This window comes from Pseudomonas cannabina (assembly GCF_900100365.1).
Classification (GTDB): domain Bacteria; phylum Pseudomonadota; class Gammaproteobacteria; order Pseudomonadales; family Pseudomonadaceae; genus Aquipseudomonas; species Aquipseudomonas cannabina.
Genome location: NZ_FNKU01000001.1, coordinates 2,734,064 through 2,748,313 on the forward strand (window position 1 = coordinate 2,734,064; position 14,250 = coordinate 2,748,313).

At 59.4% G+C, this 14,250-nt stretch carries 12 protein-coding genes; all 12 read right to left on the minus strand.

Going from position 1 to position 14,250, the window contains the following annotated elements; translation table 11 throughout:
• Positions 1-60 precede the first annotated feature (60 nt).
• The 12 genes from BLT55_RS12770 to flhB all read right to left on the minus strand — a co-directional run bounded on the left by BLT55_RS12770 (position 61) and on the right by flhB (position 14,249).
• On the minus strand, positions 61-849 hold the full coding sequence (locus BLT55_RS12770) for a ParA family protein (RefSeq protein ID WP_054999006.1): 789 nt from the start codon (positions 847-849) through the stop codon (positions 61-63).
• A gap of 42 nt (positions 850-891) precedes the next feature.
• The gene (gene motD, locus BLT55_RS12775; RefSeq protein ID WP_054999005.1) at positions 892-1,782 is read right to left on the minus strand and encodes a flagellar motor protein MotD; all 891 of its coding nucleotides are present in this window, start codon (positions 1,780-1,782) and stop codon (positions 892-894) included.
• Positions 1,783-1,788: 6 nt separating this feature from the next.
• On the minus strand, positions 1,789-2,529 hold the full coding sequence (locus tag BLT55_RS12780; protein ID WP_007252112.1) for a flagellar motor protein: 741 nt from the start codon (positions 2,527-2,529) through the stop codon (positions 1,789-1,791).
• Complete coding sequence (locus tag BLT55_RS12785; protein ID WP_054999004.1) at positions 2,529-3,689, minus strand: protein-glutamate methylesterase/protein-glutamine glutaminase; 1,161 nt, start codon at positions 3,687-3,689, stop codon at positions 2,529-2,531. The genes BLT55_RS12780 and BLT55_RS12785 overlap by 1 nt, the downstream gene beginning before the upstream one ends.
• A 50-nt stretch (positions 3,690-3,739) precedes the next feature.
• Positions 3,740-6,001 carry a chemotaxis protein CheA gene (locus BLT55_RS12790; protein ID WP_054999003.1) on the minus strand — a complete coding sequence of 754 codons (2,262 nt, stop codon included), beginning with the start codon at positions 5,999-6,001 and terminating at the stop codon, positions 3,740-3,742.
• A 33-nt stretch (positions 6,002-6,034) separates the two neighbouring features.
• Positions 6,035-6,820 (minus strand): protein phosphatase CheZ, encoded by a 786-nt coding sequence (locus BLT55_RS12795; RefSeq protein WP_007252109.1) that lies wholly within the window; start codon positions 6,818-6,820, stop codon positions 6,035-6,037.
• A gap of 19 nt (positions 6,821-6,839) precedes the next feature.
• Complete coding sequence (locus tag BLT55_RS12800; protein ID WP_162234937.1) at positions 6,840-7,214, minus strand: chemotaxis response regulator CheY; 375 nt, start codon at positions 7,212-7,214, stop codon at positions 6,840-6,842.
• A gap of 252 nt (positions 7,215-7,466) precedes the next feature.
• Positions 7,467-8,207, minus strand: coding sequence for an RNA polymerase sigma factor FliA (gene fliA, locus BLT55_RS12805; protein ID WP_007252107.1), 741 nt, complete (start codon positions 8,205-8,207; stop codon positions 7,467-7,469).
• The gene (fleN, locus tag BLT55_RS12810) at positions 8,204-9,037 is read right to left on the minus strand and encodes a flagellar synthesis regulator FleN (RefSeq protein ID WP_003412391.1); all 834 of its coding nucleotides are present in this window, start codon (positions 9,035-9,037) and stop codon (positions 8,204-8,206) included. The genes fliA and fleN overlap by 4 nt, the downstream gene beginning before the upstream one ends.
• A 115-nt stretch (positions 9,038-9,152) precedes the next feature.
• Positions 9,153-10,481 (minus strand): flagellar biosynthesis GTPase FlhF, encoded by a 1,329-nt coding sequence (gene flhF, locus BLT55_RS12815; RefSeq protein ID WP_054999002.1) that lies wholly within the window; start codon positions 10,479-10,481, stop codon positions 9,153-9,155.
• Positions 10,482-10,492: 11 nt separating this feature from the next.
• Entirely contained in the window at positions 10,493-12,622 is a 2,130-nt protein-coding gene (gene flhA, locus BLT55_RS12820; protein ID WP_007252105.1) for a flagellar biosynthesis protein FlhA, read from the minus strand.
• 490 nt (positions 12,623-13,112) lie between these two features.
• Positions 13,113-14,249 carry a flagellar biosynthesis protein FlhB gene (flhB, locus tag BLT55_RS12830; RefSeq protein WP_054999001.1) on the minus strand — a complete coding sequence of 379 codons (1,137 nt, stop codon included), beginning with the start codon at positions 14,247-14,249 and terminating at the stop codon, positions 13,113-13,115.
• Position 14,250 lies beyond the last annotated feature (1 nt).

Sequence of the window (14,250 nt, forward strand, 5' to 3'; positions counted from 1 at the left end):
GTTATCGGCCGCATTGAGGGATCACTTGAGCGAACTGTGCAGAAAGAGTGGGCGTTCACGTCAGGCCACCTGAGCATTGAGCTGCTCGGCCAGCATGTGCTTGAGCAACGCCCGGTAAGCGATCACGCCACGGCTCTTGCTGTCATTCTGCGACGGGGTCAGCCCCAGTCGGCTGGCGTCACGCAAGCGCGTGTCGACCGGCACATAAGCCTGCCAGACATGTTCGGGAAAACTGTCACGCAACAGTTTCAGGGTGCCCATCGACGCTTGAGTACGACGGTCGAACAGAGTTGGCACGATGGTGTAAGGCAACGGTACCTTGCGCGAGCGGTTGATCATGGCCAGGGTATTGACCATACGCTCCAGGCCTTTTACCGCGAGAAACTCGGTCTGCACCGGAATCGCCAGTTGCTGGCTTGCCGCCAGCGCATTGACCATCAGCACGCCCAGCAACGGCGGGCTGTCGATCAAGGCATAGTCAAAATCCTGCCATAACTGGGCAAGACTCTTGGCGATCACCAGCCCCAGCCCGCTCTGGCCAGGCGATTGACGCTCAAGCGTAGCCAGCGCGGTGCTCGACGGGATCAGCGAGATGCGCTGGTCACTGGCCGGCAGCAGTAACTGACCGGGCAAACCTTCAGGCACCGCGCCCTTGTGCAGAAACAGATCAAAGGCACTGTGTTCCAGTTCGTCGGGGTTGTGCCCGAAATAGCTGGTCATGGAGCCGTGAGGGTCGAGATCGACAACGACCACGCGCTTGCCCGCATCGGCCAGTAAACCGGCCAGGGCAATGGTCGTGGTGGTCTTTCCGACTCCACCTTTCTGGTTGGCTACTGCCCAGACTCTCATTGAATGTTTTCCTTTCGTACAGCGAAGCGCATACCGATACGATTATTGGAGGGCGGGTGACGGAGAATTGACGGCGTTCGCGCGTACCGGCGGCTTTGCTGGCACCGGTGCAGTTTGTGTGCCAGCCCGCTTCAACGCGGCGTCAGGCTGAACATTGGCCGTCCCGGCGCTGGTCAGACTGCGGCGCACGTCCAGATTTCGCGAGATCACCAGCACCACGCGGCGGTTCTTGGCGCGCCCGGCGGCCGTGGTATTGGGAGCAATCGGCTGAAACTCGCCATAGCCGACTGAGGCGAGACGCGCCGGATTGACGCCATCCATGGCCAGCATGCGCACAATACTGGCAGAGCGCGCCGACGACAGGTCCCAGTTGGTCGGGAATTGCGACGTGTTGATCGGCTGGTCGTCAGTGAAACCTTCCACATGGATGGGGTTGTCGAAGCGTTTGACGATCCCGGACACCTTCTCGATGATCGAAAACGCCTTGTCACTGGGCATTGCATCGCCGCTGCCGAACAGCATGCTGGAGTTGAGCTCGATCTCGACCCACAATTCGTTGCCACGCACGGTCATCTGGTCAGACTTGAGCAAATCCCCGAAGGCATCGCGCACGTCCTGGGCAATGGTCTGCAAAGGGTCATCTGAAGCCTGGCCGATGCCGGCGTCGGTCTGCTCGCTGTCCTTGAGCAACGGCTCGGCAGGTTTGACCGAGACCGGGCGCTGCTCGCCGATCGGGATCGGCTTCATGCTCCGCTCGGTGTCGTTGAACACGCCGACCAGCGCCTGAGAGAGGATCTTGTACTTGCCTTCGTTGATCGAGGAAATCGAGTACATCACCACAAAGAAGGCGAACAGCAGGGTAATGAAGTCGGCGTAGGACACCAGCCAGCGCTCGTGATTCTCGTGTTCTTCGGGCTGACGACGGCGTGCCATTTGCGCTTACTCCATGAAGCCTTGCAGCTTGAGTTCGATGGAGCGCGGGTTTTCACCCTCGGCAATGGACAGCAGGCCTTCCAGAAGCATTTCGCGATAGCGCGACTGACGATGGGCGATGGCTTTGAGCTTGTTGGCCACCGGCAGCAGAATCAGGTTGGCGATGGCCACCCCATAGATGGTCGCGACAAATGCCACCGCGATGCCGCTGCCCAGCTGACTGGGATCAGCCAGATTGCCCATGACGTGAATCAGGCCCATCACCGCACCGATGATGCCCACGGTCGGTGCATAGCCGCCCATGCTTTCGAACACTTTGGCCGCCTGAATATCGCGGGTTTCCTGAGTGATGAAATCCACTTCGAGAATGCTGCGAATGGCCGCTGGTTCGGCGCCATCGACCAGCAATTGCAGGCCTTTACGGGCATAACCGTCGGGCTCGGCATCGGCCACGGTCTCTAGACCAAGCAGGCCTTCCTTGCGGGCCGTCATGCTCCAGCCAATGACCCGATCCACCCCGCCAGGCAGGTCGATGCGCGGCGGGAAGATAATCCAGCCGACGATTTTCAGGGCGCGCATGAATGCACTCATCGGTGACTGCAGCAGCGAGGCCCCGAGCGTACCGCCTATCACGATCAATGCAGCCGGGCCGTTAATCAAGGCGCCAAGGTGCCCGCCTTCGAGAAAGTTACCGCCGATGATCGCGACAAACGCCAGAATCAGGCCGATAAGACTCAGCACATCCATCAGAGACAGGCCTCGACCAGGTGCCGACCGATGTCATCCAGGCTGTAGATCGCATCCGCGAGCTCCGCCTTGACGATCGCCATCGGCATGCCATAGATCACGCAGCTCGCTTCATCCTGCGCCCAAACGGTGCTGCCAGCCTGCTTGAGCAGACGCGCGCCCTCGCGACCGTCTGCGCCCATGCCGGTCAGCACCACAGACAACACTTTGTCGCCGTAGGATTTGGCGGCGGAACCGAAGGTAATATCCACACACGGCTTGTAGTTCAAGCGCTCGTCGCCGGGCAGAATTTTCACCGTCCCGCGACCGTCGACCATCATCTGCTTGCCGCCAGGTGCCAGCAGCGCCAGACCGGGTCGCAAAATATCACCGTCCTCAGCCTCTTTCACACTGATCTTGCAGAGTTTGTCGAGACGCTCGGCGAACGCTTTGGTGAACGCCGCAGGCATGTGCTGAATCAGCACCAGCGGTGCCGGAAAATTGGCAGGCAACTGGGTCAGTACCCGCTGCAAGGCAACCGGGCCGCCCGTCGAGGTGCCGATGGCGACCAGTTTGTAGGCCTTGCGCTTGGCGGTACCGGTCGTCGTCGGGTGCGCGGGGGCATGATGAGCATGACCATGGGCTGGCGCGGCAGCAGCAGGCACGGCGGCGCGCGGCGGTACAGTCCGCGCAGGCGTCGCAGGGGCTGGCGCACGACTGGACGGAGCCGGGGCAGCAGCGGCCGGCGCAGCGCTCGTCGCCCCCAACCCGCTGGAACGGCGATTACTGCGGGAAATGCTGTTGATCTTCTCGCACAGCAGTTGTTTGACTTTCTGCGGGTTGCGCGAGATATCTTCGAAATTCTTGGGCAGGAAATCCACGGCACCGGCGTCCAGCGCATCCAGCGTCACGCGCGCACCTTCGTGCGTCAGCGACGAGAACATCAAGACCGGGGTGGGGATACGTTGCATGATGTGACGAACTGCCGTAATGCCATCCATCATCGGCATTTCGTAGTCCATGGTAATGACGTCAGGCTTGAGCGCCAGCGCCTGCTCAATTGCTTCCTTGCCATTGGTAGCGGTGCCGACAACAACAATGTTGGGGTCCGAAGAAAGAATTTCCGTGACACGGCGGCGGAAGAAACCGGAATCATCCACCACCAGGACCTTGACTGCCATAAACACTCCAATAGGCGTTGCAGGCAGCCAGGCCGCCCGCAACGCCGGGTTCAGATACGCCGTGCGGCGTAACGCTTGAGCATGCTGGGTACATCGAGAATCAGCGCAATGCGACCGTCACCGGTAATGGTGGCGCCCGACATGCCCGGCGTACCCTGCAACATCTTGCCCAGCGGTTTGATGACCACTTCTTCCTGACCGACCAGTTGATCGACGACAAAGCCGATGCGCTGGGTGCCAACAGTAAGAATCACGACGTGCCCTTCACGCTGCTCTTCATGAGCGGCCGAACTGACCAGCCAGCGCTTGAGGTAGAACAGCGGCAGAGCCTTGTCACGCACGATGACGACTTCCTGGCCATCGACGACGTTGGTGGTCGACAGGTTCAGGTGGAAGATTTCGTTGACGTTGACCAGCGGGAAGGCAAACGCCTGGTTGCCCAGCATTACCATCAGGGTCGGCATGATCGCCAGGGTCAGCGGGACCTTGATGACGATTTTCGAACCCTGACCTTTGGTCGAGTAGATGTTGATCGAACCGTTGAGCTGGGAAATCTTGGTTTTCACCACGTCCATGCCCACACCACGGCCCGACACATCGGAAATCTCGGTCTTGGTCGAGAAGCCCGGTGCGAAGATCAGGTTGTAGCAATCGGTGTCGCTCAACCGGTCGGCGGCATCCTTGTCCATCACGCCACGCTTGACGGCGATGGAGCGCAAGACGTTCGGGTCCATGCCCTTGCCGTCATCGGAAATCGACAGCAGGATGTGGTCGCCTTCCTGCTCGGCCGAGAGAATAACGCGGCCACCGCGGGACTTGCCCGTGGCTTCGCGCTCTTCCGGCGTTTCGATACCATGATCGACCGCGTTGCGCACCAAGTGGACCAGCGGGTCGGCAAGCGCCTCTACGAGGTTTTTGTCGAGGTCGGTTTCTTCGCCGACCAGTTCCAGGTTGATCTCTTTCTTGAGCTGGCGAGCCAGGTCGCGAACCAGACGCGGGAAGCGGCCGAATACTTTCTTGATCGGCTGCATGCGGGTCTTCATCACCGCCGTCTGCAGATCTGCGGTCACCACATCAAGGTTGGACACCGCCTTGGACATGGCTTCGTCAGCGCTGTTGAGCCCCAGGCGAACCAGCCGGTTACGCACCAGTACCAGTTCACCCACCATGTTCATGATCTCGTCCAGGCGGGCGGTATCAACGCGAACAGTGGTTTCAGCTTCGGTGGCTACCGGTTTTTCAGCCGGAGCAGCCGCAGCGCGCGCCGGGGCCGGTGCTGGAGCCGCTCTGGCCGGCTCGGCTTTCGCAGCAGGTGCCGGTGCAGGCTTGGCAGCAGGCGCCGGAGCGGCCGCAGCAGCAGGCGCTTTGGCAACAACCGCCTGAGGCTCGAATTTACCCTTGCCATGCAACTCGTCAAGCAGGCTTTCAAATTCGTGATCGGTGATTTCGTCCGATGCAGCCGCGGTGGAGGCCGCAGGTGCCTTGGCAACCGCCGCAACCGGAGCAGCAGCAACCGGCGCCGCTACGGCGCCGTCAAACGAACCCTTGCCATGCAATTGATCAAGCAAGGCTTCGAACTCATCGTCAGTGATTTCATCATTGCCGGACGCGGCTTTGCTGCTCTGCGCAGCTGGTGCCTGGGCAGGTGCGACAACGTCGGCCGCAAATTTGCCCTTGCCGTGCAACTGATCGAGCAGGGATTCGAATTCCTGATCGGTGATCTCGTCGCCCGACGCTGCACTGGCCGCAGGAGCTGGTGCAGCGGCTGGCGCGGCCGACACCGGACTACTGCCATGCAGCGAGTCCAGCAGTTGTTCGAATTCATCATCGGTGATGTCATCACCGCCTGCAGCCTGCGCTACCGCCGGGGCAGGAGCCTCGACGACAGGTTCTGGTTCCGCAGCCACAGGCGCATCCGCAGATTGTGGCTCGGCCAGACGCGCCAGCGCGGCCAGCAGTTCCGGTGTAGCGGGCGTTACGTCAGTCCGTTCACGTACCTGACCAAACATGCTGTTGACGGCGTCCAGAGCTTCCAGGACCACATCCATCAGTTCGGAATCAACGCGTCGCTCACCCTTGCGCAGGATGTCGAACACGTTTTCGGCGATATGGCAGCACTCCACCAGCTCATGGAGCTGGAGGAAGCCGGCGCCCCCTTTTACAGTGTGAAAACCGCGAAAAATTGCATTGAGCAGATCAGCATCATCCGGTCGGCTTTCCAGCTCGACCAATTGCTCTGACAACTGCTCCAGAATTTCGCCGGCCTCTACCAGAAAATCCTGAAGGATTTCTTCATCGGCGCCGAAGCTCATGGGGTGCTCCCTAAAATTAACCGTCAACAGACCTTAGAAGCCGAGGCTCGATAGCAGATCGTCTACATCATCCTGTCCGGATACGACGTCTTCACGTTTATCGGCATGAATCTGCGGACCTTCACCCTTGGCGAGATGTTTTTTAGGATCTTTTTCAGCAAGGATGGATTCTTCGTCATGTTCGATGCCAGCGAAGCGATCGACATGACTGGCCATGAGCACCAGTTTGAGCAAATTGCCTTCTACTTCGGTGACCAGTTGCGTAACACGCTTGATGACCTGACCGGTGAGGTCCTGGTAATCCTGGGCCAGCAGAATGTCGTTGAGGTGGGTGGAAACTTCGTGGGTTTCCTTCTCGGTACGCGTCAGAAAACCATCGACCCGCTTGGCGAGTTCGCGAAATTCTTCGGCACCGATTTCACGGCGCATGAAACGCCCCCAATCTTCGCTCAACGCCTTGGCGTCGGTACTCAGACCGTTCATGAGCGGCGTGCTTTCCTCGACCAGGTCCATGGTGCGGTTGGCCGCATTCTCGGTCAGCCGTACAACATACGACAGGCGCTCGGTGGCGTCAGTGATCTGCGACACCTCTTCGGCCTGAGGCATGTGCGGATCGATCTGGAAATTGACGATTGCACTGTGCAACTCACGAGTCAGCTTGCCCACTTCCTGATAAAGGCCGCGGTCGCGTGTCTGGTTGAGCTCATGGATCAGCTGCACAGCTTCGCCGAAACGGCCTTTTTCAAGGCTGGTGACGAGTTCCTGCGCGTGTCTTTTTAGGGTCGACTCAAAGTCGGCCATCGAATCAGTGTTATCCATAGCGCCCTCACGGCATGCATCAGCTATTGACGCGTTCAAAGATCTTTTCGATCTTCTCTTTCAGCGCTTGAGCCGTGAATGGCTTGACTACATAACCGTTCACCCCGGCCTGAGCAGCTTCGATGATCTGCTCACGCTTGGCTTCGGCAGTGACCATCAGCACGGGAAGGCTCTTCAGCCGTTCATCCGCACGCACCTGACGCAGCAGGTCGATACCGGACATGCCAGGCATGTTCCAGTCCGTCACCAGAAAGTCAAAAGCACCGCTCTGCAGCATCGGCAATGCGGTCAGACCATCGTCCGCTTCCGACGTGTTGGTAAACCCCAGATCGCGCAACAGGTTCTTGATGATCCGCCGCATCGTTGAGAAGTCATCAACGATGAGGATTTTCATGTTCTTGTCCAATTCGACCTCCAAGCAGTCTTTAACGCGTTCAGCACCTGAACACGCTGTTCACTCAATACTGGCACAGCACACTCCCAGCTATACGAAACGGCGACGGGCTTGGCACAACGACAATCGAGACTGCGACTAAAGCCCATCGAGACACTGCCCGACAGGCCTTTGCCTCGTCTTTCCTGTTACCACGTAACGCTTTGCACAGCCGGCATGCAGACAACGCGCGACAAATGCCGCGCACTGCCGTCAACGCGCTCGCCACTCCCCCAAACGCCCTCGCAAACGAGCTGCGCACTGGCTGTGTAACTGACTGACTCGCGATTCGCTGACACCCAGAACCTCTCCGATTTCCTTGAGGTTCAGCTCTTCGTCGTAGTACAGCGCCAACACCAGACGCTCACGCTCCGGCAAATTGGCAATTGCATCGGCCAACGCGGCCTGGAAGCGCTCGTCTTCCAGGTCGCGCGACGGCTCGAGCGAACCGCTCGCGCCATCCTCGTGCAGCCCTTCATGATCGCCGTCCTGCAGCAGGTCGTCGAAACTGAAAAGGCGGCTGCCCAAGGTATCATTCAAAATCCCGTAATAATCATCAAGACTCAACTGGAGTTCGGCCGCAACCTCGTGATCTTTAGCGTCACGTCCGGTTTTAGCTTCAATTGCGCGAATTGCGTCACTTACCATGCGTGTATTGCGGTGGACCGAGCGTGGCGCCCAGTCACCCTTGCGCACTTCGTCGAGCATCGCGCCACGAATGCGAATGCCTGCGTAGGTCTCGAAACTCGCACCCTTGGTGGAATCGTATTTGGTGGAGACCTCAAGCAGACCGATCATGCCGGCCTGAATCAGATCTTCCACCTGCACGCTGGCCGGCAAACGCGCCAGCAGGTGGTAGGCGATACGCTTGACCAGCGGCGCATACCGCTCGATCAACTCGTATTGCGAATTACGAGAACTCTTGCTGTACATCTGATAGCCGCTCGCAGTCATTGCACAGGCCCCGCACTGGTCTGGTGGACGAGTCGCTCGACGAAGAACTCGAGGTGACCCCGCGGGTTGGCTGGCAACGGCCAGGTATCAACCTTCTGGGCAATGGCCTTGAACGCCAGTGCACATTTGGAACGCGGGAATGCTTCATAGACGGCACGCTGTTTCTGCACGGCCTTGCGCACGCATTCGTCGTACGGCACGGCGCCCACATACTGCAGGGCAACGTCAAGAAAACGGTCGGTGACCTTGGTCAGCTTGGCGAACAGGTTGCGCCCTTCCTGCGGGCTCTGGGCCATGTTGGCCAGCACCCGGAAGCGGTTCATCCCGTAGTCGCGATTGAGCAGCTTGATCAGGGCGTAGGCATCGGTGATCGACGTGGGCTCGTCGCACACCACCAGCAGGACTTCCTGAGCAGCGCGCACAAAGCTCACCACGGATTCACCGATGCCGGCCGCCGTGTCGATCACCAGCACATCGAGGTTGTCGCCAATCTCGCTGAACGCCTGGATCAGACCGGCATGCTGGGCCGGGGACAGATGCACCATGCTCTGCGTGCCGGAAGCGGCAGGCACGATGCGAACGCCACCCGGGCCCTGCAACAGAACGTCGCGCAATTCGCAGCGACCCTCGATCACATCGGCAAGCGTGCGCTTGGGTGTCAGCCCGAGCAGAACGTCGACATTGGCCAGACCAAGATCGGCATCCAGCAGCATGACGCGCCGGCCAAGCTCGGCGAGGGCCAGTGAGAGGTTCACTGACACGTTAGTCTTACCGACGCCACCTTTGCCGCCGGTCACCGCGATCACCTGTACGGGATGCATGCTGCCCATGTTATTTCTTTACCTTGTCTTGCGTAGACCGAAACCACACAGAGAACCGCACATTCACAAATGAACAATGCCTGGCAGACCTTTGATGCAGGGACATTCCAATACTATCCATCACTTAACCCACTCTCTTGCCAGGGGTGTGATAGAGGTCAGCAAACATATCAGCCATCGCTTCCTCGCTAGGCTCATCATGCATCTGCACACTCACGGCACGACTGACCAACTGATGACGCCGTGGAATGTGCAGATCATCAGGAATACGTGGGCCGTCCGTGAGGTAGGCCACTGGCAATTCGTGACTGATTGCCAGGCTCAGGACTTCGCCGAGGCTGGCTGTTTCATCGAGCTTGGTCAAAATGCACCCCGCCAGACCGCAACGTTTGTAACTGTGATAGGCCGCCGTCAGGACCTGCTTCTGGCTGGTAGTGGCCAGCACCAGATAGTTACGCGACTTGATGCCACGACCAGCGAGACTTTCCAGTTGCATGCGCAACGCCGGATCGCTGGCTTGCAGCCCGGCGGTGTCAATCAGCACCACACGCTTGCGCAGCAGTGGCTCCAACGCCTGAACCAGCGACTGGCCAGGATCGATATGAGTGACCGGCACGTTGAGGATGCGGCCCAAGGTCTTGAGCTGCTCCTGAGCACCGATACGAAAACTGTCCATGCTGACCAGCGCGATGTTCTGCGGGCCGTACTTGAGCACGTAGCGTGCGGCGAGCTTGGCCAGCGTGGTGGTCTTGCCCATGCCAGCCGGGCCGACCATGGCAATCACACCGCCCTCTTCCAGTGGCTCGACGTCAGGCACTGCGATCATCCGCGCCAGGTGCGCCAGCAACATGCGCCAGGCCTGACGGGGCTCGTCGATATCCGGAATCATCGACAGCAGATCGCGGGACAACGGGCCGGACAGACCGACACGTTGCAGACGGCGCCACAGGTTGGCCTGCTGCGGGCGGCTGCCCTGCAGCTGATTCCAGGCCAGGGAGCCGAGCTGGACTTCCAGCAGCTCGCGCAGGCCATTCAGTTCCGAACGCATCGAGTCAAAGGCGCGCTGGCCGCCAGCAGGCTCTGCGGCAGGTGCCGGCGCGTAGGCAAACGGGCGTGGCGGCTCTTCGAGCGTCGGTTCAATGTGCGTGTCGGCAGCGCTGCCGGTCTTGCCGGAAAACAGCTGAAGGTTGACCGAGGTATCACTGTCGCTGCGATTGTTCAATTCAGCCTGAGCGGAGACGATGCGCGACTGGGTTTTGCGCAGTTCATCTTCAAGCTCCATGTTCGGTACGCGCGGGGCCAGGGCAGACAGCTTGTAATCCAAAGCAGCAGTCAGCTCTACGCCACCGGCAATCCGCCGGTTACCGATGATGGCCGCTTCAGCGCCCAGCTCATCGCGAACCAGTTTCATGGCTTGACGCATATCGGCGGCGAAAAATCGCTTAACTTGCATGACTCACTACCTCAGCCGTTTGGCCCGACAGTCGCTACGATGGTTACTTGCTTGTTGTCCGGTATTTCCTGATACGCCAGCACATGCATGTTCGGTACAGCCAACCGTCCAAATCGTGACAGCATCGCCCGGACCGGACCTGCTACCAGAAGAATCACCGGCAACCCTTGCATCTCTTGACGCTGGGCGGCCTCGATCAACGAACGCTGGAGCTTTTCAGCCATGCTCGGCTCAAGCAAAACGCCTTCTTCCTGACCCTGACCAGCCTTCTGTAGACTATTGAGCAATATCTGTTCCAACCTTGGCTCCAGAGTGATAACAGGCAGCTCCGGCTCAACGCCTACAATGCTTTGGACGATTGCGCGGCTCAAACCGACCCGCACTGCCGCGACCAGCGCGGCGGTATCTTGACTCTTTCCGGCGTTGTTAGCGATGGACTCTGCGATGCTGCGGATATCACGCACCGGCACGTGTTCGGCCAGCAGCGCCTGCAGCACATTGAGCAGCGACGACAGCGACAACACACCTGGAACCAGCTCTTCAGCGAGCTTGGGCGAGCTTTTGGCCAGCAATTGCATCAACTGCTGGACTTCCTCATGGCCGATCAGCTCATGGGAGTGCTTGTACAGAATCTGGTTGAGGTGCGTCGCGACCACAGTGCTGGCGTCCACCACCGTGTAGCCCAGCGACTGCGCCTGGCTGCGCTGGCTGATTTCGATCCAGACCGCTTCGAGGCCAAACGCCGGGTCTCTGGCGGTGATGCCGTTCAGCGTGCCAAAGACTTGCCCGGGATTGATCGCCAGCTCGCGATCCGGATAAATCTCGGCCTCGGCGAGGATCACACCCATCAGCGTCAAGCGATAGGCACTGGGGGCCAGATCGAGATTGTCGCGGATGTGCACGGTCGGCATCAGGAAGCCAAGCTCCTGAGAGAGCTTCTTGCGCACGCCCTTGATACGCGCGAGCAATTGACCACCCTGATTGCGGTCCACCAGCGGAATCAGGCGATAACCCACTTCCAGGCCGATGATGTCGATCGGGGTCACGTCGTCCCAGCCCAGCTCTTTGGAATCCTGAACGCGGGTCGGAGACGGCAGCAGGTCTTGCTGACGCTGCACTTCGGCAATGGCTTCGACCTTGACCTGATTTTCTTTCTTCCACAACAGGTAGGCGCCGCCAGCGGCCACCAGCCCGAGACTGATGAAGGAAAAGTGCGGCATGCCTGGCACCAGCCCCATGACGATCATGATTGCCGCAGAAACACCCAGCGCCTTCGGCGAGGCAAACATCTGACGATTGATCATCTTGCCCATGTCTTCCGAACCGGAAGCACGGGTCACCATGATCGCGGCCGCGGTGGACAGCAGCAGTGATGGCAACTGCGCCACCAAACCGTCACCGATGGTCAACAGGGTGTAGACGCGACCGGCATCGGCGAAGCTCATGTTGTGCTGGAAGATGCCGACCAGCATGCCGCCGATCAGGTTGATGAACAGAATCAACAGGCCGGCAATCGCATCGCCGCGCACGAACTTGCTGGCACCGTCCATGGAACCGTAGAACTCGGCTTCCTGGGCGACTTCTGCACGACGGCGCTTGGCCTCCGGCTGATCGATAAGACCGGCGTTGAGGTCGGCGTCGATGGCCATTTGCTTGCCGGGCATCGCGTCGAGGGTAAAGCGCGCGCTCACCTCGGAAATACGACCGGCACCTTTGGTGATCACCACGAAGTTGATGATCATGAGGATCGCGAACACCACGATACCGACCACATAGTTGCCGCCGATGACCACTTCACCGAAAGCCTGAATCACCTTGCCCGCCGCCGCGTGACCGTCCTGACCGTGAAGCATGACCACCCGGGTGGAAGCGACGTTCAGCGCCAGACGCAGCAACGTGGCGACCAGCAGAATGGTCGGGAACACCGAGAAATCCAGCGGCCGCAGTGCGTAGACGCAGACCAGCAGCACGACGATCGAAAGTGCGATGTTGAACGTGAACAGCACGTCCAGCAGGAACGGCGGCATGGGCAACATCATCATTGCCAGCATGATCAGCAACAACAACGGAACGCCCAACTGACCACGACCCAGGCCAGAGATATTGCTGCGTGCGCTACTGAGTAATTGAGAGCGATCCACTGATTCGTTACCTGCGCACTAGATCAAAACATTGACGCCAAAGCGCCCTGTATCGACCCTGCTGCAAAAACCTGTCCAACTTTTACAAAGCCAGTGGCGGCAAGGCTTTGAGGTAGAAACTGCGCAAGACGAGGGCGATCAGTGAAGCCAGAGAACCTTGCGCTGCGCGCACTAAAGAGCGGACGCAGAGCGCCCAGAACGGCATGCCCACGCGGAGCACCCACCGTTATACATAAGTCCGCTTTTGATTCTGCCCGCAGGGCGTGGGCGCGAACTTGTTCGCGAAAGGGCCGGAATAGTCGCCGAAAATGCAGCTCCTGAAACATCGTCTTCGCGAACAAGCGAAGCGTTGCCCGGTCCAGTCCGCTCCCACGCCCTGCGGGCAGAAGCCTGAACGCCCACATTTTCCGGGCTCTTCAGGACTTGCGTATAGCGATGAGCGTAGAGCGTTGGAACAGAGGTAAGGCATCTTTATGACAGCTGCTAACGGCTACGCATCGCGCTGCAGGTCCGGGGGGATTTTGACGTCGCCGAGGGGGTCGGGGCGTTTGCCCTGGCCGGCGTGGAACTGGCGGATCTGATAGACGTAGGCCAGCACCTGGGCCACGGCCAGATAAAGTCCGGCGGGGATTTCCTGGTCCAGCTCGGTGCTGTAGTAGATGGAGCGAGCGAGCGCCGCCGACTCCAGAATAAGTATCTGGTTGTGCGCGCCAATCTCGCGAATCTTCAGGGCCACAAGGTCTGACCCCTTGGCCAGCAGCATCGGCGCCCCGCCCTGCTCGGGATCGTATTTCAAAGCCACGGCGAAGTGTGTCGGGTTGGTAATAATCACATCGGCCTCGGGGATCGAGGCCATCATCCGCCGCTGAGACATTTCACGTTGCAACTGGCGAATGCGCTGCTTGACCTCCGGATTACCGTCGCTGTTTTTGTGTTCGTCGCGTACTTCCTGCTTGGTCATCAGCAGTTTCTTGTGCGCTTGGTAGAGCATGAACGGCACGTCCACTGCCGCAATGAACGCCAGACCGCAGGCCATCCAGAAGCTGCTCCAGCCCACCACGATCAGGCTGTGAATCATCGCCTGTTCGAGCGGCTCGTGGGCAATGGCGATCAGGTCCTTGCGCTCGCTGTTCAGCACCGCCAGCGCAACCGCCAGGATGATCAGGAATTTACCGAGAGACTTGAGCAGTTCGACCAACGCGCTTGGCGCAAACATACGCTTGAGCCCGGCTGCCGGGTTCATGCGACTGAACTTGGGCATCAACGGCTTGGCTGTAAACAGCCAGCCGCCCAGCAGGATCGGCCCCACCAGGGCAGCCAACAGCATGGCTATCAGAAACGGCAGCACCACCACCAGCGCATGCTGGCCTGAGCTGAGCAGCGCTTTGCCCATATAGGACTGATCCATCAGCGTTTCACGCGTTATCGTGAAATTGTCGCGCATCAGTGCGGACATCATCTCAGCGATGTCGGAACCGAAAATCAGCAACCCGCCCGACCCCATCAACATCACCACCAGCGTGGTCAGCTCCTTGGAGCGCGCAATCTGGCCATCGGCCCGTGAGTCCTTGACCTTCTTTTCCGTGGGGTCTTCTGTCTTGTCCTGGCCATTCTCGTTTTCTGCCATT